Annotated in this window: 22 protein-coding genes, 1 pseudogene and 1 riboswitch; of the genes and pseudogenes, 7 read left to right on the forward strand and 16 right to left on the reverse strand. The window is 71.6% G+C overall.

Annotation, left to right across the window (positions count from 1 at the left end; all coding sequences use genetic code 11):
• Positions 1 to 264: an FAD-dependent oxidoreductase gene (locus DY218_RS25145; RefSeq protein WP_128558427.1), complete on the reverse strand. Its 264-nt coding sequence runs from the start codon at positions 262 to 264 to the stop codon at positions 1 to 3.
• Positions 265 to 373: 109 nt separating this feature from the next.
• Between DY218_RS25145 and DY218_RS25150 the strand changes: the two genes are divergently transcribed.
• On the forward strand, positions 374 to 1,069 hold the full coding sequence (locus DY218_RS25150; protein ID WP_128558428.1) for a luciferase domain-containing protein: 696 nt from the start codon (positions 374 to 376) through the stop codon (positions 1,067 to 1,069).
• A gap of 169 nt (positions 1,070 to 1,238) precedes the next feature.
• On the opposite strand, the pseudogene DY218_RS25155 reads toward DY218_RS25150, so the two are convergent.
• From DY218_RS25155 to metE, 4 genes and pseudogenes are all read right to left on the reverse strand, one after another.
• Positions 1,239 to 3,442, reverse strand: a pseudogene (locus DY218_RS25155) (NADP-dependent isocitrate dehydrogenase); the annotation flags it as partial.
• A gap of 126 nt (positions 3,443 to 3,568) precedes the next feature.
• Entirely contained in the window at positions 3,569 to 4,297 is a 729-nt protein-coding gene (locus DY218_RS25160) for an HAD family hydrolase (protein ID WP_128558429.1), read from the reverse strand.
• 76 nt (positions 4,298 to 4,373) lie between these two features.
• Positions 4,374 to 4,856, reverse strand: coding sequence for an Lrp/AsnC family transcriptional regulator (locus DY218_RS25165; protein ID WP_128558430.1), 483 nt, complete (start codon positions 4,854 to 4,856; stop codon positions 4,374 to 4,376).
• Between the two features lie 236 nt (positions 4,857 to 5,092).
• Entirely contained in the window at positions 5,093 to 7,417 is a 2,325-nt protein-coding gene (metE, locus tag DY218_RS25170) for a 5-methyltetrahydropteroyltriglutamate--homocysteine S-methyltransferase (protein ID WP_128558431.1), read from the reverse strand.
• A gap of 161 nt (positions 7,418 to 7,578) precedes the next feature.
• A riboswitch (cobalamin riboswitch) is annotated at positions 7,579 to 7,778 on the reverse strand.
• A 354-nt stretch (positions 7,779 to 8,132) separates the two neighbouring features.
• Between metE and DY218_RS25175 the strand changes: the two genes are divergently transcribed.
• A complete protein-coding gene (locus tag DY218_RS25175; protein ID WP_128558432.1) occupies positions 8,133 to 9,644 on the forward strand; it encodes an FUSC family protein in 1,512 nt (503 codons plus the stop codon).
• Positions 9,645 to 9,750: 106 nt separating this feature from the next.
• Positions 9,751 to 10,785 carry a lactonase family protein gene (locus DY218_RS25180; RefSeq protein WP_233521894.1) on the forward strand — a complete coding sequence of 345 codons (1,035 nt, stop codon included), beginning with the start codon at positions 9,751 to 9,753 and terminating at the stop codon, positions 10,783 to 10,785.
• Between the two features lie 114 nt (positions 10,786 to 10,899).
• Here the strand turns inward: DY218_RS25180 and DY218_RS25185 are convergent, their stop codons facing one another.
• Together DY218_RS25185 and DY218_RS25190 are read right to left on the reverse strand one after the other, a co-directional pair.
• A complete protein-coding gene (locus DY218_RS25185; protein ID WP_128558434.1) occupies positions 10,900 to 11,823 on the reverse strand; it encodes a sirohydrochlorin chelatase in 924 nt (307 codons plus the stop codon).
• 95 nt (positions 11,824 to 11,918) lie between these two features.
• Positions 11,919 to 13,079, reverse strand: coding sequence for an N-acetylglucosamine kinase (locus DY218_RS25190; protein WP_233521895.1), 1,161 nt, complete (start codon positions 13,077 to 13,079; stop codon positions 11,919 to 11,921).
• 240 nt (positions 13,080 to 13,319) lie between these two features.
• On the opposite strand from DY218_RS25190, the gene DY218_RS25195 reads away from it, so the two are divergent.
• Positions 13,320 to 13,997 carry a uracil-DNA glycosylase gene (locus DY218_RS25195; RefSeq protein WP_128558436.1) on the forward strand — a complete coding sequence of 226 codons (678 nt, stop codon included), beginning with the start codon at positions 13,320 to 13,322 and terminating at the stop codon, positions 13,995 to 13,997.
• Positions 13,998 to 14,082: 85 nt separating this feature from the next.
• Here DY218_RS25195 and DY218_RS25200 read toward each other — a convergent pair whose 3' ends face one another.
• Together DY218_RS25200 and mmuM are read right to left on the reverse strand one after the other, a co-directional pair.
• A complete protein-coding gene (locus DY218_RS25200; protein ID WP_199566847.1) occupies positions 14,083 to 15,165 on the reverse strand; it encodes a WD40/YVTN/BNR-like repeat-containing protein in 1,083 nt (360 codons plus the stop codon).
• A gap of 181 nt (positions 15,166 to 15,346) precedes the next feature.
• On the reverse strand, positions 15,347 to 16,306 hold the full coding sequence (mmuM, locus tag DY218_RS25205; protein WP_128558438.1) for a homocysteine S-methyltransferase: 960 nt from the start codon (positions 16,304 to 16,306) through the stop codon (positions 15,347 to 15,349).
• Positions 16,307 to 16,377: 71 nt separating this feature from the next.
• On the opposite strand from mmuM, the gene aroQ reads away from it, so the two are divergent.
• Together aroQ and DY218_RS25215 are read left to right on the forward strand one after the other, a co-directional pair.
• Entirely contained in the window at positions 16,378 to 16,845 is a 468-nt protein-coding gene (gene aroQ / locus DY218_RS25210) for a type II 3-dehydroquinate dehydratase (RefSeq protein ID WP_128558439.1), read from the forward strand.
• 232 nt (positions 16,846 to 17,077) lie between these two features.
• On the forward strand, positions 17,078 to 17,905 hold the full coding sequence (locus tag DY218_RS25215) for an endonuclease I family protein (RefSeq protein ID WP_128558440.1): 828 nt from the start codon (positions 17,078 to 17,080) through the stop codon (positions 17,903 to 17,905).
• Between the two features lie 72 nt (positions 17,906 to 17,977).
• Here DY218_RS25215 and DY218_RS25220 read toward each other — a convergent pair whose 3' ends face one another.
• From DY218_RS25220 to DY218_RS25230, 3 genes are all read right to left on the reverse strand, one after another.
• Positions 17,978 to 19,417, reverse strand: a complete 1,440-nt coding sequence (locus DY218_RS25220; RefSeq protein ID WP_128558441.1) for a nucleobase:cation symporter-2 family protein — start codon at positions 19,415 to 19,417, stop codon at positions 17,978 to 17,980.
• A 133-nt stretch (positions 19,418 to 19,550) separates the two neighbouring features.
• Complete coding sequence (locus DY218_RS25225; RefSeq protein WP_128558442.1) at positions 19,551 to 20,966, reverse strand: FAD-dependent oxidoreductase; 1,416 nt, start codon at positions 20,964 to 20,966, stop codon at positions 19,551 to 19,553.
• A gap of 109 nt (positions 20,967 to 21,075) precedes the next feature.
• The gene (locus DY218_RS25230; protein ID WP_128558443.1) at positions 21,076 to 21,741 is read right to left on the reverse strand and encodes a DUF305 domain-containing protein; all 666 of its coding nucleotides are present in this window, start codon (positions 21,739 to 21,741) and stop codon (positions 21,076 to 21,078) included.
• 237 nt (positions 21,742 to 21,978) lie between these two features.
• On the opposite strand from DY218_RS25230, the gene DY218_RS25235 reads away from it, so the two are divergent.
• Positions 21,979 to 23,490, forward strand: a complete 1,512-nt coding sequence (locus DY218_RS25235) for an LVIVD repeat-containing protein (protein ID WP_128558444.1) — start codon at positions 21,979 to 21,981, stop codon at positions 23,488 to 23,490.
• Here the strand turns inward: DY218_RS25235 and DY218_RS25240 are convergent.
• From DY218_RS25240 to DY218_RS25255, 4 genes are all read right to left on the reverse strand, one after another.
• A complete protein-coding gene (locus DY218_RS25240) occupies positions 23,466 to 24,140 on the reverse strand; it encodes a TetR/AcrR family transcriptional regulator (protein WP_128558445.1) in 675 nt (224 codons plus the stop codon). The genes DY218_RS25235 and DY218_RS25240 overlap by 25 nt on opposite strands.
• Before the next feature lie 400 nt (positions 24,141 to 24,540).
• On the reverse strand, positions 24,541 to 25,254 hold the full coding sequence (locus DY218_RS25245; protein ID WP_128558446.1) for an HAD family hydrolase: 714 nt from the start codon (positions 25,252 to 25,254) through the stop codon (positions 24,541 to 24,543).
• A gap of 32 nt (positions 25,255 to 25,286) precedes the next feature.
• Positions 25,287 to 25,955, reverse strand: coding sequence for a phosphatase PAP2 family protein (locus tag DY218_RS25250; protein ID WP_128558447.1), 669 nt, complete (start codon positions 25,953 to 25,955; stop codon positions 25,287 to 25,289).
• 32 nt (positions 25,956 to 25,987) lie between these two features.
• Entirely contained in the window at positions 25,988 to 26,923 is a 936-nt protein-coding gene (locus DY218_RS25255) for a M56 family metallopeptidase (RefSeq protein WP_128558448.1), read from the reverse strand.
• Between the last annotated feature and the right edge of the window lie 63 nt (positions 26,924 to 26,986).

Below are 26,986 nucleotides of genomic sequence, written 5' to 3' on the forward strand. Positions count from 1 at the left end.
TCAACTCGGGGGGTGGGTGCGGGCTGTGCACGGCGCCCAGCACTCCGCCGATGTGTTGCGCCCCGACGCGCCGTACCCCACATGCTCCGCCTCCACCACGACGACCGAGATGCCGGGCAGCGCCTGGGTGAGCCAGTACGCGGTCCACAGTCCGGTGTAGCCGGCCCCGATGACGCACACGTCCGCGGTGGCGTCACCGTGCAGGCGGGGCCGGTCCGGCCGCCGGGACTGCCGGATCCAGTGCGAGGTCTCGCCGTTGATCATGTCCAACTGTCCCGTCCACGCTGGGCGTTCACCGATCCGCCGGCCGGGCTCGTACCGGCGCTGGGACCATGGTGCCTGTACGTCGTCGTTGTCTGGAGGCTGGTGTTCGATGAAGAGTTCCCCGTTCGGTCCCTGGCGTACTGCCGTGGGACTCGGCGCTGTCACGGCCGCGGCGGTACTGGTGCGGCGCGACTACCGGCGCTGGCAGTCCCTCGGCGAAGGGGGGATCCCGTGGGGTGTGCGGGGCTGGATCAAGATGACGGGGCTGCGGCTGCGGGCCGGGGATCCGCTGGACGTCGCGGGCTTTCCCGACGGCGCGGAGCACCCGGACCTGAAGGCGCTGCCGCAGCGCGGCGCGCGGCCCCGTATCGCCCCGCACCCGGTGCCGCACCGGCAGCTCGACCAGGACGCACCCAGCGGCATGCTCGACCGCCTCCAGGAGGTGTTCGACGGCGAACTCCGCGCACGTGACGGCGAGGTGGAGGAGCGGCAGAGCCAGTTCGAACTGCACAACCCGGCGTTCTTCGTACCCGCCGCCGTACGCCGTGGCGACTCCGTGACCGGCGAGGTGGCCCACTTCCACCGCCCGCAGGGGTCGCTCCACCTCCATCTGCATCCCGCGGACGTCCGCCCCGTCGTCGAACGCGGCTGGGGCGAACTGCACGGCCTCGCGGGCCGGTTGGCGAATCTCCCGGCCAGTTACACGCTGCTCTACGCGCCGCGCGATGCCGCGGAACTCGACGCGGTCCGCACCATCCTGCGAGCCACCCTGGACCGGGCGACCGGCGACCCGGCCGACGCATAGCCGGCGTACCCCGTACACACGACCGCCCCGACCGGCGGGTTGCCGGTCGGGGCGGTCGTGTGGTGCGGGAGCGGAGTCCCTGGAGCCTCAGGACAGCGAGGCGATGGCCTTGTTGAAGGTCGCGGAAGGACGCATCACCTCGGCGGCCTTGGCCGTCGAGGGCTGGTANATGGCCTTGTTGAAGGTCGCGGAAGGACGCATCACCTCGGCGGCCTTGGCCGTCGAGGGCTGGTAGTAGCCGCCGATGTCGGCCGGCGAGCCCTGCACGGCGAGCAGCTCGTCGACGATCGTCTGCTCCTGCTCGGTGAGCGTCTTGGCGAGCGCCGCGAACGCCTCCGCGAGCTGCGCGTCGTCGGTCTGCTTGGCCAGCTCCTGTGCCCAGTACAGGGCCAGGTAGAAGTGGCTGCCGCGGTTGTCGATGCCACCGAGCCGACGGCTCGGCGACTTGTCCTCGTTGAGGAAGGTGGCCGTGGCGCGGTCCAGGGTGTCGGCGAGCACCTGGGCGCGCGCGTTGCCCGTGGTCTGGGCCAGGTGCTCGAAGCTCACCGCGAGGGCGAGGAACTCACCGAGGCTGTCCCAGCGCAGGTAGTTCTCCTTGACGAGCTGCTGCACGTGCTTCGGAGCGGAGCCGCCGGCGCCGGTCTCGAAGAGCCCGCCGCCGTTCATCAGCGGCACCACCGAGAGCATCTTGGCGCTGGTGCCCAGCTCCAGGATCGGGAACAGGTCGGTCAGGTAGTCACGCAGCACATTGCCGGTCACCGAGATGGTGTCCTCACCGCGCCGGATGCGCTCGAGCGAGAACGCGGTCGCCTCGACCGGGGACAGGATCTCGATCTGCAGACCCTCGGTGTCGTGCTCCGCCAGGTACGTACGGACCTTCTCGATGAGGACCGCGTCGTGCGCACGGGTCTCGTCCAGCCAGAACACGGCCGGGCTGCCGGTCGCGCGGGCACGGGTGACAGCGAGCTTCACCCAGTCCTTGATCGGGGCGTCCTTGGTCTGGCACATCCGGAAGATGTCGCCGGCGCTGACGGTCTGCTCGAGGACGGCCTTGCCGCTGCCGTCGACGACCCGCACGGTGCCGGTGGACTGCACCTCGAAGGTCTTGTCGTGGCTGCCGTACTCCTCGGCCTTCTGCGCCATCAGACCGACGTTCGGCACCGAACCCATGGTGGACGGGTCGAAGGCGCCGTTCGCCCGGCAGTCGTCGATGACGACCTGGTAGATGCCCGCGTAGCTGCTGTCGGGCAGCACCGCGATGGTGTCGGCCTCCTCGCCGCGGGTGTCCCACATGTGGCCCGAGGTACGGATCATGGCCGGCATCGAGGCGTCCACGATGACGTCGCTCGGCACGTGCAGGTTGGTGATGCCGCGGTCCGAGTCGACCATCGCGAGCTCGGGGCCCTCGGCGATCTCGGCCTCGAAGGAGGCGTTGATCTCGGCGGCCTGCGGCAGCGACTCGATGCCCTTGAGGATGCCGCCCAGACCGTCGTTCGGGCTGAGGCCGGCGCCCGCCAGGACGTCACCGTAGGCGGCGAACGTCTTCGGGAAGAAGGCGCGCACCACGTGACCGAAGATGATCGGGTCGGAGACCTTCATCATCGTGGCCTTGAGGTGCACGGAGAACAGCACACCCTCGGCCTTGGCGCGCGCGACCTGCTCCTTGAGGAACTCGCGCAGCGCGCCGACCCGCATCACCGAGGCGTCGACGACCTCGCCCTCGAGCACCGGTACCGACTCGCGCAGCACCGTGGTGCTGCCGTCGTCACCGACGAGCTCGATGCGCAGCGAACCGGCCTCGGAGATGACCGCGGACTTCTCGGTGGAGCGGAAGTCGTCGCCGGACATGCTGGCGACATTGGTCTTGGAGTCGGCCGACCAGGCACCCATGCGGTGCGGGTGCGTCTTGGCGTAGTTCTTGACCGAGGCGGGCGCACGGCGGTCGGAGTTGCCCTCGCGCAGCACCGGGTTGACGGCGCTGCCCTTGACCTTGTCGTAGCGCGCGCGGACGTCCTTGTCCTCGTCCGTCTGCGGGTCGTCCGGGTAGTCAGGCAGCGCGTAGCCCTGCTCCTGCAGCTCGGCGATGGCGGCCTTGAGCTGCGGGATCGAGGCCGAGATGTTCGGCAGCTTGATGATGTTCGCGCCGGGAGTCTTCGCCAGCTCGCCGAGCTCGGCGAGCGCGTCCGGAATGCGCCGGCTCTCCTCGAGGCGCTCGGGGAAGCTCGCGATGATCCGTCCCGCGAGGGAGATGTCGCGGCTCTCCACCCCGACACCCGCCGTCGAGGCGTAGGCCTCGATCACCGGCAGGAACGAATACGTCGCCAGGGCAGGGGCCTCGTCGGTGTGCGTATAGATGATGGTCGAGTCAGTCACCGGGTGCTCCGCTCCACGTCTGCAACATTGCTTGACATCAAGATATCTCGTCGGGGGGCCGCCATCGACAAGGGCCCTGTCCAGGATCCGGGCCGCCCGAGCCGGTGGCCGGATCCGTCGCCGAGGTCAGGACCCCGCACCGCCGGCCGGTGCCGTCCGCACCAGCCAGTCGTACGCCGCCCTGGCCGTGAACTCCTGCTGCCCACCGGGAAACAGCAGGTCCGCCGCGGCGAAGGCCGGAGCGTCAGCGGTCTCGGGCACATACGGAACGGCGATGCACCGCATGCCGGCAGCGCGGGCCGCCGCGGCGCCGGGCGCCGCGTCCTCGATCACCACGCACGCCTCGGGCGCCACCCCGAGCCGCCGGGCAGCCTCCAGGAACACGTCCGGCTCCGGCTTCCCGTGCTCCACCTCCTCGGCGGACACCAGGACCGTGAGATACGCGTCGAGCCCCGTGCCCTGCAGGATCGCCTCGATGGCCGCCCGCGAGGAACCGGACGCGACGGCCATCGGGACACCGCGGGCGTGCAGCTCGGTGACGAACTCCCGCATCTGCGGATAGGCGCGGGTGCCGGCCCGGGCCAGTTCCAGGTAGTAGGCGTTCTTCTCGGTGAGCAGTTCCTCGGGCGTCGCGTCGAGACCGTACTTCGTCCGCCAGATCGCGACCGTCTCGGCGGTGGAGATGCCCACGTACCGCTCGTGGTCCGCCCAGTCGAAATCGGTGACGCCGTGCCGGGCGAGCAGTCGGCGGCCCGCCTCGAAGTAGTTGGGCTCGCTGTCGACGAGGGTGCCGTCGAGGTCGAGGACGACGGCGGTACCGGCCGGCACGGCGGCGCTGGGTGTCTGGCTGCTCATGCCCCCAAGCATGCCAAGGGTGCGCCGGACCGGCGCCGTGGACGGTCCTCGGGCGGGCAGGGTCAGGCGGGCTGGGTCAGGAGGATGCGCCGGGCTTGCGGGCCAGGGACTCGACGAGCGGCAGCAGCCTGCGCGGCACCCGCTCGCGCAGCGCCACCTCGGACCGGGTACGGACGACGCCCGGCAGCTGGATGAGCTGCTGGATGACGTCCTCGAGATGGCCGTTGTCCCGGGCCACGACCCGGGTGAGCAGATCGCCGCCGCCGGTGATCGAGAAGGCCTCGATGATCTCCGGGATCTCGGCCAGCGCATCACCGACGTCGTCCAGGTGCCCCTGGGTGACCTCGATGTGCACGAAGGCGAGCACGGGGTGCCCGAGCGCCGCGGGCGACAGGGCCGGCCCGCTGCCGGTGATCACGCCCTCGCGTTCCATCCGGTCGATGCGGGCCTGCAGGGTGCCGCGGGCCACCCCGAGGATGCGGGCGTACTCGCGCACGCTGGTGCGCGGCTGCTCGATCAGGAGCCGCAGGATCCGGGTGTCGAGCTCGTCGACGGCCATGCCGTGCGCGCCTTTCGTGGGACGCCGTGCCCGGGACCGGGCAGCGCTTCGATGGTGCCACCGGCTCGTCCGGAACGCTCCACCGCCTCCGTATGGCACGGGACACCGCGACGACAGGCAGCCGATGGCCCACCGGGCGGGCGGCGACGGACCGGCGCTGCCCGCCGCCGCCCGTACGAAGCCGGGGCGGGGCACTGCCGTGGCGCAATGCCCCGCCCCGGCGCTCATGGACCGGGTCAGGCCGTCGGCGCCCCGCGCTCACCGCGGACCGTACGGGCCGCGGCGACCAGGTTCTCCAGGGACGCCCGGGTCTCCGGCCAGCCGCGGGTCTTCAGGCCGCAGTCCGGATTGACCCAGAGCCGCTCGGCCGGGATGGCCTCGAGCCCGGTGCGCAGCAGGGCGGCCGCCTCCTCCGCGTCCGGGACCCGCGGGGAGTGGATGTCGTACACACCCGGTCCCGCCTCACGCGGATAGCCGTGCTCCGCCAGCTCGTGGGCCACCTGCATGTGCGAGCGAGCGGCCTCCAGGCTGATCACATCGGCGTCGAGGTCGTCGATGGCCTGCACGATGTCACCGAACTCCGCGTAGCACATGTGCGTGTGGATCTGAGTGTCCGGGCGGACGCCGCTGGTGGTGAGGCGGAAGGCCTCGGTCGCCCAGGCCAGATAGCCGGGACGGTCGGCGGCGCGCAGCGGCAGCGTCTCGCGCAGCGCGGGCTCGTCGACCTGGATCACCGAGGTGCCGTTCGCCTCCAGATCGTCCACCTCGTCGCGCAGGGCGAGCGCCACCTGGCGGGCGGTGTCGCCGAGCGGCTGGTCGTCCCGTACGAAGGACCAGGCGAGCATCGTCACCGGGCCCGTCAGCATGCCCTTCACCGGCCGGTCCGACAGCGACTGCGCATACGTCGTCCAGCGCACCGTCATCGGCTCGGGCCGCGAGATGTCGCCCGCGAGGACCGGCGGCCGGACATAGCGCGTGCCGTACGACTGGACCCAGCCGTGCTGGGTGGCCAGATAGCCGCTGAGCTGCTCGGCGAAGTACTGGACCATGTCGTTGCGCTCGGGCTCGCCGTGCACCAGGACGTCGAGGCCGGCTTTCTCCTGGAAGGAGATGACCTCGCGGATCTCGTTCCTGATGCGCTCCTCGTAGCCCTCGGTGCCGATACGTCCCGCCCGCAGATCGGCGCGCGCCGTGCGCAGCTCGGTGGTCTGCGGGAACGAGCCGATGGTGGTGGTCGGGAGCAGCGGCAGACCGAGATGGGCGCGCTGGGCCGCGGTCCGCTCGGCGTACGGCTGGGAGCGGCGCGCATCGGCGTCGGTGACGGCGGCGGCGCGGGCACGCACGGCGGGGTCGTGGGTGATCGGCGAACCGGCGCGCGAGGCCAGATCGGCCTTGTTGGCGGCGAGTTCCGCGGTGATGGCGTCGGTGCCCTGGGCGAGGCCCTTGGCGAGCGTGACGATCTCGGCCGTCTTCTGCCGCGCGAAGGCGAGCCAGCGCAGGATCTGCGGGTCGATGTCCCGCTCGAGGGAGGCATCGAGCGGTACGTGCAGCAGCGAGCTGGACGCGGCGACGTCGACCCGGTCGGCCAGGCCGAGCAGGGTGCCGAGGGTGGCGAGGGACTGCGCCAGGTCGTTGATCCAGATGTTGCGGCCGTTCACCACGCCCGCGACCAGACGCTTGCCCGGCAGTCCGCCGACGGCGGCCAGCGCGTCCAGATTGGCCGCGGCGGCCTCGGTGAAGTCCAGGGCCAGTCCCTCGACCGGGGCCTTGGCGAGTACGGGCAGTGCGTCACCGAGGCGGTCGAAGTACGAGGCGACCAGGAGCTTCGGGCGGTCGGTGAGGCCGCCGAGATCGCGGTAGGCGCGCGCCGCCGCGTTCAGCTCCGCCGGGGTGCGGTCCTGCACCAGGGCGGGCTCGTCCAGCTGCACCCACTCGGCGCCGGCGGCGCGCAGATCGGCGAGCACCTCCGCGTACACCGGCAGGAGCCGGTCGAGCAGGGTCAGCGGGTCGAATCCGGCCGCGACGCCCGGGGCGGGCTTGGCGAGCAGGAGGTACGTGACGGGGCCGACAAGCACCGGGCGCGCGGCGAGACCCGCCGCGAGGGCCTCCTCGAGCTCGGCCACCTGCTTGGCGGAGTCGGCCGTGAACACCGTGTCAGGGCCCAACTCGGGCACCAGATAGTGGTAGTTGGTGTCGAACCACTTGGTCATCTCAAGGGGTGCGACATCGCTCGTCCCGCGGGCCATGGCGAAGTACCCGTCCAGGGCGTCGGCGTCGACGGCCGCCCGGTGGCGCTCGGGGATCGCCCCGACCATGACGCTGGTGTCCAGGACGTGGTCGTAGTAAGAGAAGTCGCCGGTGGGCACCTCGGTGATGCCCGCGCCGGCGAGGTCCTGCCAGTTCGTGCGCCGGAGCTCTGCGGCGGTGGCGCGGAGGGCGTCGGCGGTGACCCGGCCCTTCCAGTAGCCCTCGATCGCCTTCTTGAGCTCACGGCTCCGGCCCTGGCGGGGGTAGCCGTACACGGTGGCCCGTGCTGCCGCGGCTGCGGTCTCGGTGGTCACGGAGTTCTCCTTCGAGAGACGTATCCCTGAGATTCCGGAGACCGACGCGGCCGGGGGAGGAGACAGACCGGCGGTGCGACCTCGCACGGCCGTCCGCCCGTATGTACGCCGACCCGCCCTCGAGGTCACCGGAATGTCCGCACGCGCGGTGCGCGCACGGGCAGGTGGCAGGTCTTCGGACTCGCGGGCGTGCTCTCCTTGCCGGAGGGCTCCTACTGGCCGTCGCTTCCCAGGTCCCGTTCGTCGGGCCCAGTGCGTATGACGGCGGTCGTTCCCACTCACCGCTGCGGGGCAGTCCCGGATTCCCACCGGGTTCCCTCTTGCGACGCGTCCCGCCTGGCTGACGGGGGCGAACCAGCTGCGTCCGCCACCCTACGGGCCGTGGTCGAGGACGGCCAGCACGTCCGGATTCCGGACGGGGATGCCGGTGGCCGGCGCCCAACGCTCCGTGGCCGCCCAGTCGTTGGGGGCCGATCCGGCCGGAGGTGGAGTCCTGGTGGTCCGTTGGCTCGCCGGCGGCCGACGAGAACCCGCCCGGAGTGAGCCATTGGCCCAGGACACTCGGCCCGTGTTGAACCAGGAGCCGGTCTGATGCTCTGATGTACGCGTCGATGGCGCTGCGGATCCCAGGGATCTCCGCGGCGCCTTTCTCATGTCGGCGCCGCGGCACCAGGTGGACCGCGGCGGATCGCGCGCGTGGAGAGGGCGGGGCAACTTGCTGAGAAGGGCGTTCACGGCACCGGACCCCGGCCGGATCCGGTTGCGGTTCGCGAGCCGTGCCGTGCTCGGAATCGGGCTCGCCGTGGTGGTCTGCGGCCTGCTCGGGCACTCGCTCGAGGCCGCCATCACCGGCGGCCTCGCCGCGCTGCTCGCCCTGTTCACGGTGACCGACCCGACGGTGCGCGGACAGGCGGTGACGACGGCGCTGCTGCCGGCGGTCGGCCTGCCGGTGCTCGCGCTCGCTGCGGTGCTGCACGACGTCCCCGTCGCCCGTGACCTGGCGTTCCTCGCGGTCGTGGGAGCCGGGGTGTACGCGCGGCGGTGGGGACCGCGCGGCCACTCCCTCGGGGTGTTCGCCTTCATGACCTTCTTCGCCGCCCAGTTCCTGCACACCGTGCCCGGTCAACTCCCCGAGCTGTACGCCGCGGTACTGCTGTCCCTGCTCGCCTCGTCCGCGGTGCGCTTCGGCGCCTGGTGCTACGAACGCCGGATCCTGGGGCCGGTGGCGGTCGCGCCACCCACCGGCGGCACCGGGCTCGCGCGGATCACCTCCCGGCAGGCCGTCCAGGCGACCCTCGGCGGCGCCTTTGCCCTCGCGATCGGGCAGCTCCTGTCCGGCGAGCGGTGGTACTGGGCGGTGGGTGCCACCTGGTGGGTGTTCGTCAACACCACCTCGCGCGGAGAGACCCTGGTGCGGGGCTTCCGCCGGTTCCTCGGGACGGTGCTCGGGATCGTCCTCGGCTTCCTGGTCGCGGTGCCGCTGCACCACGAACCGGTGGTGGCCGCCGTGGTCGTCGCGGTCAGCGTCTTCGGGATCTTCTACACCGCCGCCGTCTCGTACACCTGGATGATGCTCGCGGTGACCGTCATGGCGAGCATGCTCTACGGCCTGCTCGGCGTTCTCGACCCGGCCCTGCTCGGGCTGCGGGTGACCGAGACGGCGGTCGGTGCGCTGGGTGCCGTGCTCGCGGTGCTGCTCGTGCTGCCGGTGACCACGCACTCCGTGACCGACGCCTGGGTGGCGCGGGCGCTGCGCTGCGTGCGCGCCTGCACCGCCGAGGCGGCGGCCCGGCTCGGCGGCGACGCCGACGCCGATCCGGCACCCCGCGTCGCCGAGCTCGAGGCGCTGCTCGGACGCGTACGTCTGTCACTCGCGCCGCTCGTGCACCCCTTCAGCCCGATGAAGGCGCGCAAGGGCCGTGCCCGGCACGTGCTCGCGCTGCTCGACGACTGCGCCCGTGAGGTACGGGGACTGGCCTCCGTCGCCGCCGATCCGGAGGCCTCGCACGACGCGAGGCTGGCCGCTGCGTGCTGGCGCGTCGAGGCCGCGGTCGAGGCGCTCACCGACGCGCCGGACATCCACCGGGGACGCCGGCCCGAGGACGCCGCGGCGGTCGAACCCACACCCACGGAACCCGAGCTCGTACACCTGCATGCGCTGGAGCGCGCCCTGCTCGAACTGGCCGTCCCACTGCGGAGTTCGGACCGCCTGCCGATCGGAGCCTGAGGAGGCTCGGGCCGCCGCCGGAGAGGACCACCGAATCCCCGCCTCTGGTCTAGACCGCCTGCTACCGTCGGGATCACCACACGGCCTCGGCGACAGGGATTCTCACGTGGGCGGCACCCGGGCGTACATCGGTTCCTTCACCACGGCGGGCGGGCTCGGTATCACCGCCGCCACGATCGATCCGGAATCGGGTGCACTCGGCGTGCTCGGCTCCACCGCCGCTCTCGACAACCCGTCGTTCCTCGCCCCGTCGCCGGACGGGGACTTCCTGTACGCGGTCGGGGAGAGCGAGGACGGGCGGGCCGCGGCATTCCGCGCGACCGGCACCCCGGACGGTGTACCTGCACTGATCGGCACCCCCGTCCCGGTGGGCGGCGCGAGCCCCACCCACCTCGCGCTCGCGGACCGCCGCCTGGTCGTCGCGAACTACGGCTCCGGGAGCGTCTCCACGCTTTTGCTGCGGCCGGACGGGAGCCTCGGCGACAGCGCCGTACTGCGCCACAGCGGATCCGGTCCCGATCCGGACCGCCAGGAGGGCCCGCACGCCCACCAGGTCGTACCCGACCCGAGCGGCCGCCTGCTCCTGTCGGTGGACCTGGGCACCGACACGGTGCGGGTCTGCGCCTTCGCCGGGGACGAGCTCGTCGTACGCCACGAGGTGTCCCTGCGGCCGGGCAGCGGCCCGCGTCACCTCGCCTTCCACCCCGACGGCAGGCATGTCTACGTGCTCAACGAGCTGGCCGCGACGCTGACCGTCTGCGACTGGGACCCCGACTCCGGGACCCTCACCCCGCGCGACGAGCTGCCGGTGCTGGCCGCGGGCTCCACCGGGGACGCCTACCCCTCCGGGATCGCCGTCGCCCCACAGGGCGGGTTCCTGTGGACGGCGGTCCGCGGCAAGGACGTGATCTCGGTCCTGGCCCTCGGGGAGGCGGGCGCCGCACCCCGCCTCGTCGCCACCGTCGACTGCGGCGGGCGGTGGCCGCGCGACCTCGCCGTGCATCCGTCCGGCCGCTTCCTGTACGCGGCCAATGAACACTCCGGGGACGTCACCTGGTTCACTCTCGACCCGGCGACCGGTGTGCCCGCCCGGGCCGGTTCGGTCGGCGTACCCGCGGCCTCCTGCGTGGTCTTCTGCTGACCCTGGCGCCACGCATCCGGCCGGGGAGAACGCGAAGGGCCCGCTCCGAACGAGAGCGGGCCCTTTCGGGTGGCATCGGTGCCGGGCTCGCGGACGAGCCCTGTCGATGCGGTTCTAGCGGCTGTGCGCGCCGGACTGCTGGGCCGGGGTGATGCCGAGCGCGGTCGTGTACTGCGACAGCGCGAGCTTGCCGATCGCCGGGTACGCGCCGAGCGCCTCGGCCGACGCACAGCCGGCCTCCTTGGCGGCGGTCTCGAGGAGGCCCTCGTCGACCTCGGGGCCGATCAGGTGCGGGGCCAGCGCGAGCTGCGTGGAGCCGGAGGCGCGCAGCTGCTCGGCCGTGGCGGCGATCGCGCCGTCCTGGTCGAGGGCGGCGGCCATCACGGGCACGGCAAGGCGCGCCGCGAGCAGCATGCCGGTGATCCCGGCGGCCTGGACCGCCTCCTCGCCGCCGATGGTGGCCAGGATGATGCCGTCCGCCGCGGTCGCCACGGTGAACAGCCTGGCGCGGTCGGCGCGCGCCAGGCCGGCCTCCGAGAGGCGGACGTGCAGCGCCTCGGCGAGCAGCGGGTGCGGGCCGAGGACGTCGGTCAGTTCGGCGGGGGCGCGGCTGTCCATCACGGCCTGCCGGACGCGGCGCATCAGCGCGCTCTCCGGGCCCGCGAGCAGCGGCACCACGACGGCGACCGGCCCCTCGGGCTCGGCCACCTCCTGGCCGGCCGCGCGCGCCTGCTCATAACGGGCGGTGCGCTGCTCGGCGGCCTGGGCCAGCACCGACTGCAGGGTCGGGTACTCGGCGTCGTCACCGTCGAGGTAGCCGATCCGGGCGTCGAGGCCGGGCAGCTCGGAGCGCGCGATGCTCACGACCTCCTCGGCGAGCGACCTGGTGGCGGTGCCGGGCGCACCGGGTACGGCGAGGACGAGCGCGGGTGCTCCCTCGGGAGCCACCGCGGGTTCCGGACGGCGGTGCCGGCCGGGCTGGCGAGGTCGCGGCATTCGTACGGGCAGGCCGGATGCGGGCCCAGTGGGGGAGCTCATGGCGCCGCATGCTACTGGTTTTGTGGGCATCCCTGTTCGGGGAGGGTGCAGGCGAACGGTTTTCGTCCGTATTTATCCGATGAGTTACGAAAAGGTCAATTGGGCTGATCGTCCGGCGACTTGGGCAAGCTGAGCAGTCTCCCGTCGGCCGGCAGCAGCGGCCCACCGATGCACAGCGCCGTGGCGATCATCACGGCACCGTCGAGCGGATCACCCGCCGCGGGCACCGGCCGGGCCCCCGGAATCAGCCGTTCCAGCTCCTCCTCGAGCGGTACGAGCAGCGGCTCACCCATGCCGAACAGGCCACCGGTCAGGCCCACCGCCGCGTCCGCCTCGCGCGGACAGACGGCTGCCGCCGCTTGCGCGATGTTCCGCGCCGCCTCCCGCAGGATGCCGGCCGCGACCGGGTCGTGCGACGCGCAGCGGCCCACCTCGGGGGCGAAGGACGCCAGCACGGCGGGGCGGTCGCTCCGCGGATAGAGCTTCCCCGGCAGCTCGGGCAGCGGGCCGTCGAAGCAGACCTCCGCGCGGGCGCGCAGGGCCTCGGATCCGCCGTCGCGCCCGTCGTACGCACGGAACGCCGCCTCCAGGCCGGCCCGCCCGATCCACGCACCGCCGCCGCAGTCACCGAGGAGATGCCCCCAACCGTCGGCGCGGCGCCAGGAGACCAGGTCGGTGCCCAGGGCGATCAGGCCGGTGCCGGCGGCCACCACGGCGCCCCGCCGGGACCCGAGCGCCCCCGCGTACGCCGTGACGGCATCGGCGGCGAGTGCGAGCCGCCGCACGCCGAGCTCACGCTCCAGGGCGCCCGGCAGCACGGCGCGGAGCTCGTCGCCGAGGGTGGCCATACCGGCCGCGCCGATCGCCAGCGCGGCGGGCCGGTCGGCGCCCGCCCGGTCGAGCAACTCCCTGGCCATGGGCAGCAGCTGCTCCAGGAGGTGGGCGGCTTGGATGCCCTGCTCGCCGGTGCGCACCGGCGTCCGGGACGCGGTCGTCAGCGACTCGGCAGCCGCGGGCGGAGACCCGGTGTGCCCGCTGTACTCGGTGGGCGGAGACCCGGTGTGCCCGCTGTACTCGGTACGCGCGTACGGCTGTTCGGTACGTACGGACGGCGCGGAGTCCGCCGGCCCGTCGGCGTCCCGTACCGGGGCGAGCGCCACCCGCAGACCGGAGCCGCCGGAGTCCACCCCGAGCACCCAGCGCCGCGCGGTCGCACCGCCACCTCCGGCGAGGCGCTCCTCGTCTCCCGTGCCCACCTGCGCGTCCTCCGCTCCCGCACGTCCCGAACGAACGCTCCGGACCTCAACCGACCACACCGGAGCCGCAACCGGCCACTCCGGAGGCTCAAATGGCCGACCGCTGCGAGCGGTTGACCACCCGCCCATGCGGTCGGGCCTTCCGGACCCGGAGGAACCCTAGCGCCACCACGGACCGCCCAGGAGGGCGTACGGGGAGCGGTGTGTGGTGTCCGCCCGGGGCCAGTAGAGTGACCCGGCGTGGCACCACGACCGTTGCACGAACTTGTAGAGCCCGGCTGGGCGAAGGCGCTCGAACCGGTGGCCGGACGCATCGCGGACATGGGGGACTTCCTGCGGGCCGAAGTGGCCGCAGGGCGCACCTATCTGCCTTCCGGGGCGAACGTCCTGCGCGCCTTCCAGCAGCCCTTCGACGACGTCCGCGTCCTCGTCGTCGGCCAGGACCCCTACCCCACGCCCGGCATGGCGATCGGTCTGAGCTTCGCCGTCGCGCCCGAAGTGCGGTCACTGCCGGGCAGTCTGGAGAACATCTTCCGCGAACTGAACGCGGACCTCGGCCTCCCCAGACCGTCCAACGGCGATCTCACCCCCTGGACCCGGCAGGGCGTCCTGCTCCTCAACAGGGCGCTGACCACGGCCCCGCGCCGCCCCGGAGCGCACCGCGGCAAGGGCTGGGAAGAGGTCACCGAGCAGGCGATCCGCGCACTCGCCGCCCGCGGCAAGCCACTGGTGTCCATCCTCTGGGGCCGGGACGCCCGCAATCTGCGTCCGCTGCTCGGCGATCTGCCCTCCGTCGAGTCCTCACATCCCTCGCCGATGTCGGCCGACCGGGGCTTCTTCGGCTCCCGGCCCTTCAGCAGGGCGAACGAGCTACTGGTGGCGCAGGGCGCCGAGCCGGTCGACTGGAGTCTGCCGTAGGCAACGGCCGAACCGGTGCCCGGGGCAGGGGACTTGCCGCCACCCAGGGTCGCCGGCCGGACGACGATCGCCCGCAGCGCCCCCGTCAGGCCAGCACCGCCGCACGGACACAGAGCACGTCCGGCAGATGTGTGGCGAGCTGCTGCCAGCTGTCGCCGTCGTCCGCGCTGGCGTACACCTCGCCGTTGCGATTGCCGAAATAGATGCCCGCCGGGTCCGCGTCGTCCGCACACATCGCGTCGCGCAGCACCGTGCCGTAGTGGTCGCCCTCCGGCAGTCCCACGGTGAGCGGCTCCCAGGTCTCGCCCGCGTCCGACGTGCGGAACACCCGACATCGGCGCTCGGCCGGGACGCGGTCCGCGTCCGCGTTGATCGGGAAGACGTATGCCGTGTCGGCGCGGTTCGGGTGGCTGACCGCGGCGAAGCCGAAGTCGGAGGGCAGCCCCTTGCCGATGTCCGACCAGCTGCCACCTGCGTCGTCGCTGCGGAAGACGCCCCAGTGGTTCTGCAGATAGAGACGGTCCGGATTCACGGAGTCCCGGGCGACCTTGTGCACGCACTGGCCGAACTCCGGATTCGGATCCGGCAGGAAGACGGCCGAGACACCCGAGTTGGACGGCTTCCAGCTCGCCCCGCCGTCCGCGCTGCGGAACACGCCCGCCGTGGACACCGCCACCGTCACCGACTCCGGGTCGCGGGTGTCCGTGAGGATGGTGTGCAGTCCCTCGCCGCCACCGCCAGGCACCCATCGTGAGCGCGTCGGATGTTCCCACAGCGGTCTGACCAGCTCGAAACTCTCCCCGCGGTCCTCCGAGCGGTACAGGGCGGCCGGCTCCGTGCCCGCGTACACCACGTCCGGCTCCGCGGCGGCCGGGTGCAGCTGCCACACCCGCTCCAGGGAAGCCCCGGTGTCCTTGGGGAACTTGACCGCGGGAGCGGCCGGCTCCTGCCAGCTCGCACCGAGGTCGTCCGAGTGGAAGACGGACGGGCCCCAGTGGGCGCTGTCGCCCCCGACGAGCAGTCTGGGCGTGTCCGAGCGGGTGTCGATCGCGACCGAGTAGATCGCCTGGGCGTTGAAGTGCGGATCCTCGAACTCCCAGGTGCCGGAACGGCGGCGTCCGATGAAGAGTCCCTTGCGGGTGCCCACAGTGAGAAGTACGTCGGTCATGCCGATCGCCTCCGATTCGCTCGACTGCCGCGGACCTCTTTGTCCTCGACACGGGTCAGTCTGCACCTCGCCACTGACAATGCTGCCGATACGGCATCGGACGTGCAGCTTTTGCCCCTTCGGGGCCGTCGCCCCTCCCCGCACCTTCCCGAGACCAGGGCTCCGCCCCGGACCCCGCTCCTCAATCGGGGGAGGGGCTCGACCTGAGTCGCTCCGCCACCTCTGCGACTCCCTCCGGCCCCACCCGGCAGCAGCCACCGACAAGCCGGGCCCCGTCCTCCACCCACCGAGCCACCCGCACCCCCGCGAAGCCCACCGCCCCGGTCCAGCGGTGGCCGACGGGATCCCAGGTCTCGCCACTGTTGGGATACACGACGACCGGCTTGCCGGTGATCCGCGAAGCGAGCCGCACCGCCGCATCCGCGTCGTCGGGAGTGCAGCAGTTGATCCCCACGGCAAACACCTCGTCACACTCGGCCGCCAGGCGAAACGCCTCCTCCAGCGGCTGCCCGGCACGCGTCGCGCTCCCGTCGATGCTGTACGAGAGCCAGGCCGGCACCCCGAGCCCCCGTACCGCCCGCAGCAGGGCGCGCGCCTCGTCGGTGTCGGGCACCGTCTCGAGGGCGAGGGCGTCGGGCCCGGCGGCCGCGAGCACCTCGAGGCGCGGCCGGTGGAAACGCTCGAGCTCGGCGACGGAGAGCCCGTACCGGCCGCGGTACTCGGAGCCGTCGGCGAGCATCGCCCCGTACGGACCCACCGATGCCGCCACCCACAACGGTCGTCCGGCCGCGGCCCGCCGCGCTGCCGTCCGGGCCAGCCCGACACTGCGCACCAGCAGCCCCGACGCCTCGCCGGCCCCGATGCCACGGCGGGCGAACTCCTGGTAAGTCGCCTGATAGCTCCCGGTGATCGCCACGTCCGCGCCGGCCAGGTAGTACGCGAGGTGCGCCTCGACCAGCGCATCCGGCCGGTCGGCGAGCAGCCGCGCCGACCAGAGCGAGTCGGACAGGTCGTGACCGGCGGCCTCCAGCTGGTTGGACAGGCCGCCGTCGAGAACCAGTGGTCCCGCAGCCACCGCTTCCGGCAGGGACCGTGCGGCGGCGGGAGCCCGATCCTGCCCGGCGTCCTGTGCAGCGTCCATGATCCGAAGGTAACTCCGCGCCGGGCGGGGCGCGGTCATCCGGCCCGGTACCAGCGCCGTACTCTGGGGCCATGGCATCGGTGATGATCCTCAACGGCCCCAATCTCAACCTCCTGGGGACCAGGGAGCCCGGCATCTACGGGGCGGCGACCCTGCAGGACGTGGCGGACCTCTGCAAGCAGACCGCCGCCGGCCTCGGCCTCGAGGCCGACTGCCGGCAGAGCAACCACGAGGGTGTACTCGTCGACTGGATCCAGGAGGCCGGCGCACTGCAGCGCGACGGCCGCTCGATCGGTGCCGTACTGAACGCCGGTGCCTACACGCACACCTCGGTCGCACTGCACGACGCCATCACCGGATCCGGACTGCGCCTCGTGGAGGTGCACATCTCCAACGTCCATGCGCGCGAGCCCTTCCGGCACCACTCGTACCTCTCGCCGGCCGCCGCCGGAATCGTCGTCGGCTTCGGGACCGAGGGGTACCGTCTGGCGATCCAGGGACTGCACCGACTGGCCGAGGCCGCTCGACTCGACGGCTGAACAAGGCTGTTCGCCGGTCCGCAACCGGCCTCGACGCACCACTCAGGGATCCGCCCGCCCTCCCTGCCCTCATTTCGTCGCGTCCATGACACCGTCACGCAACCACCGCACGATGTTCACACGACGGCGCACCCAGACGTGTCACGCTCCCGTAGGCCACTTGTCAACTCGCGTAGAACGGGCGCCACTTGGCCCGGTGCCACGCGCGAGCCTCCGGGAAAGGACACCCCACATGCCCGTCCCGCACATACGTCGCTGGAAACCGCTGGCACTGACCGCGGCCGTCGTGCTCGTCGGCATCACCGTGCCGGCCGCCGCCTCCGCAAGCCCCACCCCCACACAGCAGCCCGAGACGGCCGCCGCCGTCGGCCCGTACGACGACACGTACTACCAGGACGCGCTCGGCAAGACCGGTCCCGAGCTCAAGGACGCCCTGCACACCATCATCAGCGACCAGACCAAACTCTCGTACGACCAGGTCTGGGACGCACTGAAGGTCACCGACGAGGACCCGGCCGACACCTCGAACGTCGTGCTCCTGTATTCCGGCGAATCCCGCAGCAAGGACGCCAACGGCGGCGACCAGGGCGACTGGAACCGCGAGCACGTCTGGGCCAAGTCGCACGGTGACTTCGGCACCTCGACCGGCCCCGGCACCGACGTCCACCATCTGCGCCCGACCGACGTCGGTGTCAACAGCACCCGCGGCAACAAGGACTTCGACGAGGGCGGCACCGAACTCGAGGACGCCCCGGGCAACTTCACCGACGGCGACTCCTTCGAGCCGCGCGACGCGGTCAAGGGCGATGTCGCTCGCATGATCCTCTACATGGCCGTGCGCTACGAGGGCACCGACGGCTTCGCCGACCTGGAGCCCAACGACGAGGTCGACAACGGCAGCGCCCCGAACATCGGCCGGCTCTCCGTCCTCAAGCAGTGGAACGACGAGGACCCGCCGGACGACTTCGAGAAGAACCGCAACCAGGTGATCTTCGACGAGGTCCAGCACAACCGGAACCCGTTCATCGACCACCCCGAGTGGGTCGGCGAGATCTGGTAGACCCGCGGCGGCGACACCGGCCCGAACGTGCGACAGCCCCGGCGATCCATCGGCCGGGGCTGTCGCAGGTCCTCACTCCCCGTCGGTGCGGCCGGCTCCCTCGGACTCGGACTTCCCGGACGGGACGTCGTCCGCATCGCCGGCCGGCCGCGGCCCCGGAACAGCCCCCTTGTCCGCCGCCCCAGGACCGTGGTTGAACAGCAGATTCAGCAGGATCGCCGTGATGCAGCCGGCACTGATCCCGCTGTCCATCACGGTCTGGAACCAGTCGGGGAACTCCGCGTAGATCTTCGGGACCCCGACCGGCAGCATCCCGATCGCGACCGACACCGCCACGACCGTGAGGTGATGGGTCCCGCGGAAGTCCACGGTCGCCAGGGTGCGCAGACCGCTGGCCGCCACGGTCCCGAACATGACCAGGCCGGCCCCGCCGAGCACCGACGCCGGCACCGCGGCCACCACCGCACCCAGCTTCGGCAGCAGCCCGAGCAGCACCAGGATCCCGCCGGCCGCCGCGACCACCCACCGGCTGCGTACCCGGGTCATGCCGACCAGGCCGACGTTCTGGGCGAACGCCGTGTACGGGAAGGTGTTGAACACCCCGCCGAGCACCGTGGACAGGCCGTCCGCCCGCAGCCCGTCGGCCAGCGGGCGCGCCGTCACCTTGCGTCCGGTCATCTCGCCGACCGCGATCATGTCGCCGGTCGTCTCGGTCATGATGACGAGCGCCACCACCAGCATGGACACCACGGCCGCGGGCTCGAACGTCGGCGCCCCGAAGTGGAAGGGCGTACTGACACCCAGCCAGTCCGCGTCACCCACGTCGCCGAAGTCCGTGAAGCCGAACGGCACCGCGACCGCCATCCCGACCGCGATCCCCACCAGGACCGCGATCCGGCTGAGGAAGGGCGGCGCGAAGCGCTGCACGCCCAGCACCACGACCAGGACGAAGGCCGCGAGGCCGAGATTCTTCGGCGCCCCGAAGTCCGGCGAACCGGCCCCGCCCGCGGCCCAGTTGCCCGCCACCGGCAGCAGTGAGACCCCGATGATCAGGATGACCGTGCCGGTGACCAGCGGCGGGAAGAAGCGCAGCAGCTTCCCGAAGACGGGCGCGAGCAGAATCATCGCCACCCCGGAAACGATCACCGATCCGTAGATCGCGGGCAGCCCGCCGCCCTCCGTCCCGATCAGCACCATGGGGGAGACCGCGGCGAAGGTGACGCCCTGCATGATGGGCAGCCGCACCCCGAACCGCCAGAACCCCACACACTGGATCAGGGTGGCTATCCCGCACAGCAGCAGATCAGCGGTGATCAGATACGCCAGGTCGGCCGGCGACAGCTTCATCGCCCCGCCGACGATCAGCGGTACCGCCACGGCGCCCGCGTACATCGCAAGCACATGCTGCAGTCCGAAGACGGCCAGATGCGAGACGGGCGGAACCTCGTCCACCGGATGCGGCGCGGGGCGCGCGGACGGGACCGGTGGTGGCGGGGATGCCGAGGACGCCATGAGCACTCCTGGGGTCAGGCGGGTGACGGGGGACTGCACGTGACCGTAAGTGGCTTGATCATGTCGGTGATTACACAGGTGTTGCCGTGCTGTGTCGGCGGTTTCGACCCGGTCCCGCGCTCGGCGGTGCCGGTCAGGTGTCTTCGACGGGAGCCGGGCCGGGAGCGGTCACGCCGCGGTCCGTGCCGTCGTCGCCCAGGTCCCCGGCGGCCGAAAGCAGCCCCGGCCAGTCGGGGATCTTCACCGGAGGACGCCCGAGCGACGCCCCCAGATCCGCCTCGGCCCGCTCGATGTCCTCCCAGCCCCGCCAGAGCACGGGGCGCACACCGTCCGCGCGCAGCGCGTCGAGCGGGTCGGCGCGATGACGGCCCGCCAGCACCGGGGCGTCGTCGAGCAGCGAGGCGACCGTCTCCTTGGAGCACGGGCGGTTGGTGCCGATCACCCCCGTGGGCCCGCGTTTGATCCAGCCGGCCACGTACTCGCCGCGCGCCACCGCGCCGTCGCGCAGCACCCTGCCCGCGAGGTGAGGGACGGTCCCTCGGTCGTCGTCGAACGGCAGCCCGTCGAGCGGGACCCCGCGGTATCCGACGGACCGCAGCACCAAGTCCGCCGGAATCTCCTCGAACCGGCCGCTGCCCGTGACGCCTCCGGCACCGTCCTGGAGCGTGCGCTCGAACCGCACCGCGCCCACCCGCCCCGAATCGCCCGAGGCCAGGAACTCCACCGGCCGCAGCTGGAATCGCAGATGGACCCGGCGTACACCGGGGGAGTCGGGAACGGGGTCCGCCTCGGCCCAGCCGCGCAGCACCGCGATGTTCCGGCGCACCGCGGTCGGCAGCGCGGACGGGTCCGAGTACCCAGGATCGAGAGCGAGTTCCCCGGGATCGACGATCACCTGTACGCCCGGCAGCGCACCCAGTTCGCGCAGCTCCTTGGTGGTGAAGCGGGCCTGCGAAGGGCCGCGCCGCCCCACCAGATGCACCTCCCGCAACCGGCTCTCGGCGAGCGCTTCGAGCGCCGCCTGCGGCATGTCGGTGGCCCGCAGATCGGCGAACGGGCGAGCGAGGATACGAGCCACGTCGAGGCCCACATTGCCCACGCCGATCACCACGGCCGAACGTACGCGGGTGAGGGTCTCGAAGGCCGCGGCATCCGGATGCGCGCTGTACCAGGAGACGAACTCGGTCGCCGAACGACTTCCGGCCAGATCCTCGCCCGGCACGCCAAGCCTGCGATCGGCCGCCGCGCCCACGCAGTACACCACCGCGTCGTACAGCTCGAGGAGCCGCCCGGGCGGGACCCCGCCCGGACCGACCTGCACACCTCCGAGGAAGCGCACCCGGTCCTGGGTGAGGACGGTCCGCAGGCTGTTCTGCAGGGACTTGATCTTCTCGTGGTCGGGCGCGACCCCGTACCGCACCAGGCCGTACGGGCACGGCAGCCGGTCGAGCACATCGACCCGGACATCGGGCACCCGGTCCTGGCCGAGGAGGGACTGGGCGGCATACACCCCGCTCGGGCCCGATCCGACGACGGCGACCTGCAGCACGGTGGGCTCCTTCCGCGGCGTGATTCCAGGATCGCATCAGGTGCGCCGGGAGGGGGAGACGTGTGGCAGCGGCGGCAGCGGTACCGTCCGGGGCCCGGCCCGCCGGGGCTCAGGCCATGCCGCGCATCCGGTTGATCTCACTGGTCTGCTGGGCGATCACGTCGGTGGCCATCTCCTCGAGCTGGACGTTGTTGCCGTCCGACAGCACATCCGTGGCCATCATGACCGCGCCCCGGTGATGCGTGATCATCAGCTTCAGGAAGAGCTGGTCGAAGGCCTCGCCCTCGGCCTTGCGCAGGCTCTCCAGCTGAGCCTCGCCCGCCATACCGGGCATCTTGGCGTGATCGTGCCCCGACCCACCGTGCGCCTCGCCGTCACCGCCGCCCTCGCCCTTGCCGCTCGCGGCCTTGTCGTGCTTGGCGAGCCAGCCCTCCATCGCGCCGACCTCGGGCCCCTGCGCCGCCTCGATGCGCTTGGCCAGCCGCTTCACCTTCGAGGCCTTCGCCCGCTTCGGGGCGAGCTTCGTCATGGTGAGTGCCTGCTTGTGGTGCACGATCATCATCTGTGCGTACGTCACATCCGCGGAGTTCGGCGAGTCGTCGCCGCGCCGCTTCTTCGCCTCCTCGGGGCCTATCGTCTCCGCCCGTTCGCCCGGCTTGCCCGGTGCGATCACCGAAGGGCCGCTCTGGGCCGCGGAGTTGTCGTCCCCACCGGAGTCGCAGGCCGTGACGGACAGAGCGACGGCGGCGGTGGCCGCCGCAGCCAGGACACGCATGGATCCGATCCGCTCGAGCACAACTGCCTCCCGGGGCACAGAGGTTGGGGCACAGAGTTGGTGACGGCATCCGACAACGTTGTGCGACAGCAGCGTCATGACGGTACGCCAGTGATTGTCGATGATCGAAAACTTTCATTACAAGGATGTTGCCACCTATTGATATGTGCATGGCAGCGCCGATACTGCGAATGTCCGTGCCCCTTCAAACTGCGCACGGCCATGAGGGAGGACGCAGTGACCCTGTTGAACACACCCCGGATACGGCGCAGACGTCTCGTCGGTGCCGCAGCCGCCGTCGGCCTGGTCGCCACCCTGTTGACCGCCGGACCCGCGTCCGCGACGCCCGACCCCGGCGACGCACCCACACGTACGGAGGTGTCCCGGAGCACCAGCGCCGAGACCAAGGCCGCCATCAAGCGCGGTGACATCCCCGACCCCGACGAGATAGTCCACTCCGACAACATCGAGCACCTGGCGAACATCCCCAAGGACGTGCTCTCCGACACCAATTCGGATCTGGCATTCCAGGGCAAGTACGCCTACGCGGGCAACTACGACGGCTTCCGGATCTTCGACATCAGCAACCCGAGGTCCCCGAAGACCGTCGCCCAGGTGCTGTGCCCGGGCAGCCAGAACGACATCTCCGTCTCCGGGAACCTGCTGTTCCTGTCGACCGACTCCTCACGCAGCGACGACTCCTGTGCCAGCACCACCCAGCCGGCGACGGAGAAGTCCTCCTGGGAGGGCATGAAGGTCTTCGACATCAGCGACAAGCGCAATCCCAAGTACGTCGCCGCCGTCGAGACCGCCTGCGGCTCGCACACCCACACCCTGGTCCCCGAGCGCCGGAACGTCTACATCTACGTGTCGTCGTACTCGCCGAGCGCGGACTTCCCCGACTGCCAGCCGCCGCACGACGGCATCTCGGTCATCAAGGTGCCCCGCAAGGCGCCCGAGCGGTCGGCCGTGGTGAAGTTCCCGGTGCTCTTCCCCGGCGACGGCCCGGACGGCGGCGGCAACCCCGGTGAGCCCACGAACCCCGGCGTCTCCAAGACCACCGGCTGCCACGACCTCACCGTGCTGCCCTCCAAGAACCTCGCGGCCGGCGCCTGCATGGGCGACGGCATCCTCTTCGACATCAAGAACCCGGAGCGGCCCAAGGTCATCGACCGGGTCCAGGACAACGTCAACTTCGCGTTCTGGCACTCGGCCACCTTCAACCAGCGGGCGGACAAGGTGGTGTTCACCGACGAACTCGGTGGCGGCGGAGCAGCCACCTGCAACGAAGAGATCGGCCCGGACCGCGGCGCCGACGGCATCTATGACATCAAGGGCAAGGGAGACAAGCGCAAGCTCGTCTTCAAGAGCTACTACAAGATCGACCGGCACCAGGCGGACACCGAGAACTGCGTGGCGCACAACGGCTCGCTCATCCCGGTCAAGGGCAAGGACCTGATGGTCCAGGCCTGGTACCAGGGAGGCGTCTCCGTCTGGGACTTCACCAACTCCTCGAAGCCCAAGGAGATCGCCTACTTCGAGCGCGGCCCGCTCAGCACGGACACCCTCACCACGGGCGGATCGTGGTCGGCGTACTACTACAACGGCTACATCTACTCGAACGACATGGCCAAGGGCTTCGACGTACTGAAGCTCGACGACCGCAGAACGGATCCGGCCAAGCGGATCCGGCTCGACGAGCTCAACGTCCAGACCCAGCCGGACTATTTCGCCCGCAACCGCGGCTGAAGCGGCTGACCGGGCCCCTGCTCGAGCAGTTCGCTGCGCGATCCGCCGGGCGGGGGTCCGTCCGGCGGATCGCCGAGCTTCCAGTCGAGCCCGAAGCGCTGGAACAGCTCCGCCCGCAGCACCTGCGGCGGCATCGGAGCACCCGGCAGCAGTACGGCCACCACGGCACCCATCAACAGCGCCCGCAGCAGCGGGTATTCGCGGTCCGCGTCGGCCGAGCCGTGCCGTTCGACCGTGTCGCGCAGCAGCTCGGCGAGCCGCTGCTGCTCCTGGCACTGGACGAATCCCTCGGCCTGCAGGATCCCCGCCATGTGCTGGCGCATCAGCACCGGCCGGTCCACCGCGAGACCCAGGATCGCGTCGATGGCCCGCGCCATGCGTTCGGGGCCGTCGTCGGTGTGCGGTTGCCGTTCCAGGGCCGCCTCGAGAGTCAGATGCATCAAGCGGTGCACCGCGGCCTGGAGCAACTGACGTTTGCTCGGGAAGTAGTAGGACACCAGACCGCGGGCCGCACCCGCCCGGTCGGCGATGTCACCCAGAGTGGTCCTGTCGTAGCCCCGCTCGCTGACCAGCTCGACTGTGGCGTTCAGAAGTCGCTCGCGGGATCGCCTGCGCAGTTCCTCATTGACCGATGCGCTTCGCGGGGACATCCTGTAACTCCTGCGTTGACTGGCTGCGGGCCAGTATACTCAGCGCGTCCCGCACGGCCCCGGCCGTACTGCGGGATGGGCGTCCGCATTTGGGCGACGCGGGGGATCGTCCAAATGCGGACGTAAGCGCACGTCAGGTGCGCTGCGCGTCAGGGGCGGCACCTCTCGGGTGCCGCCCCTGCGTATGTACGGACCGCGCGCTCAGCTCTGCGGACGCGAGCCGTGATTCGCGTTGTTCTTGCGGCGGGCCTTCTTCTTGCGGCGTCGCTTCGACGACATCGAATCCTCCGTGTTCCCTCGGGTACGTCCCTGAATGTCAGTACAGGCGATCATGCCGCCTCTACCCAGCACGATGGTCGGCAATGCATCGAATTCTCGCCACCGATACGACCCCGCGTCATCACTGTGGGTCGTGGATTCCGTCGACGCGCCTCAGCACCGGCCGCAGCCCGTCGGGACGTTCCGCGGCCGGCAGATGATCCACGAAGTGGACGGCGCAGCCGATGCCCGCAGCGCCGCCGTCGGCGACGCGGTCGTCACCGACCATCAGGGTGTCCACCGGATCGGTGCCGAGCCCTTCGCAGCCGAGCTCGAACAGCCGCGGATCGGGCTTCTGCACGCCGAGTTCGTACGACAGGACGTAGGTGTCGACATACGGGGCGAGACCGTGCTCGCGGAACACTGGGCGCAGGTCCCAGCCGATGTTGCTGACCACTCCCACCCGCACGCCCCGGCGGTGCAGCCCGGTGAGCACCTCGCGGGTGTCCGGGTACGGGTGCCAGGCGGCCGGTGTCATATGGCGTGCGTAGAGGGCCTCGGCCAGCTCGGGGGCCGGGAGCTGCACCTGGCGTACGAGGGCGAGGTAGGCGGCGCGGTGCCGTGCGGCGCTCTCGTCGCGGGTCGCCCACACATCCGCGATCGACTCGGGCACGACGGGGGAGTGCGTGGACCCGGGGAGGGCACCCACCGCTTCGAGCTCCCTGGCGCAGCGGTCGAACTCGGCGTCGTCCAGGGCGATGCCGGTCCGGTCGAGGGTCGCCCTGAGCCATGACACCGTCGGCTCGATACGGAGCAGGGTCCCGGAGAAGTCGAAGAGCACACCCTTGATCGCCATGCGGCGATCCTGGGCCGCCCGCCCGTGCACGGTCAAGCGGATCGGGTCCGCCGGGCGCGGTCGTGGGCGAGCACGGCGACGAGGACGGCCAGGGTGCCGAGCAGCCAGCCGCCCATCACATCGGTCGGCCAGTGCACCCCGAGCCAGACCCGCGTCCAGCCCACTCCCAGCACGGACACGGTGACGCCGGCGACCGCGGACCACCACAGGGGCCCGCGGACCGCGTGCATCCGCAATACCCACAGGCACAGTCCGAGCACCACCACCGCCGTCATCGCGTGCCCCGAGGGAAACGCCTGGTACCGCGCACTGTCCACCGGATCCGCCCACACCGGGCGGTCGCGGTCGACGGCCGCCTTGAGGACCTGCTGGAGCACGGTGGCGAGCACACAGGTCACCGCGCAGCACAGCGCGGACCGGCGGCGCCCTTGCATCCAGAGCCGGACCGTCACCACGGCGGCCAGCAGGCGCATGGTCCACGGGTCCCAGACCCAGTCGGTGAGTACGCGCTGTGTGCGGGTCATCGCCGGATGGTCGAGCGCCCAGCGGTGCGTCGTCCGCGCCAGGTCCTCGTCGAAGGCGAGCAGCGGACCCCAGCCGACCGCGACGAGCACGAGCAGCACGCTCGCGGCGGCGCAGGCGGCCACCGAGCAGGCGATCAGGGGGAGCGGCCGGTACGGGGAGGGTGGTGCCGAAGCCATCGTGCGATCTTCGCGCACCCGGCGCCCGGGGACTATCCCAGCGCGCGGAGTCCGGGCACGAAGGTCACCAGGAGGGGCGCGAGCGGCACCAGGGCGGACACGGCCGTGAGCCGCAGCCGCCGGCCCGCGGTCAGCCGCGGCAGCGGGCTGAGCAGCCGGTTCACCCGCGCCGGCACCTCGGCCTGTGGCACCGCGCACGGCCCGAACACGCCGCGGTGCTCGTTGAGTTCGACAAGGGCGAGCGCGATGGTGAGCCGGCCGAAGCGGCGCGAGGCGACGTCGTCCGCGGCCAGCTCGACCAGCCGGTGCATCTCGTCACGGAACGCCGCGAAGACCGGCACCTGCGGGAAACCCGCGGCGAGCGCACCGGAGGAGTGCAGCAGCCAGTCGTGCCGCGCCTGTGCGTGGCCCTGCTCGTGTGCCAGTACGGCATCGAGCTGACGGCCCTTCAGGCGGTGCAACGCGGCCGTGGTGATGACCAGTTGGGGAGCGGCGCCGGGCAGCCACCAGGCGTCGGGCCGCTCGCCCTCGAGCACCACGAGCCGGTCCGAACCGGGTTCCTCGCCGGGCAACAGGGGTGCACGGACGACGAGTTCGGCCCTGCGCTGCCGGCGCCGGGCACGTGCCCGTACGATCTCGCGGGTCAGCATGGCGGCCGTCCAGACGCCGCCGAGGGCGAGGGCCACCGCGGTCGCGGCCGCCCAGGGGCCCGCGGCCTGCAGCGCGTAGGCCTCCATCACACCGTGCGGGGCGCCCGCGAAGACCTGGCCGCGGACGGCCTGCCAGGCTGCGGAGGCACTGAGGATCATGGAGAGGGCGCAGCAGAGGATCACTGCGGCCACCACGCACTGCCAGGCCCACAGGGCCACCACCGGCTCGCGGTCCGGCCATTGGGCCCTGGCGAGCAGGCGCGGTCCAAGCACGGCGGTCAGCGCACCGAGCATCAGCAGGGCGACGGAGACCATCATGGGTCCAGCCTATGAGACCCGCACCACTCGGCGATACGGACGGCCGTGGCAAGTGACGGACGC

The organism is Streptomyces triticagri, assembly GCF_003429565.1.
Taxonomy (GTDB): domain Bacteria; phylum Actinomycetota; class Actinomycetes; order Streptomycetales; family Streptomycetaceae; genus Streptomyces; species Streptomyces triticagri.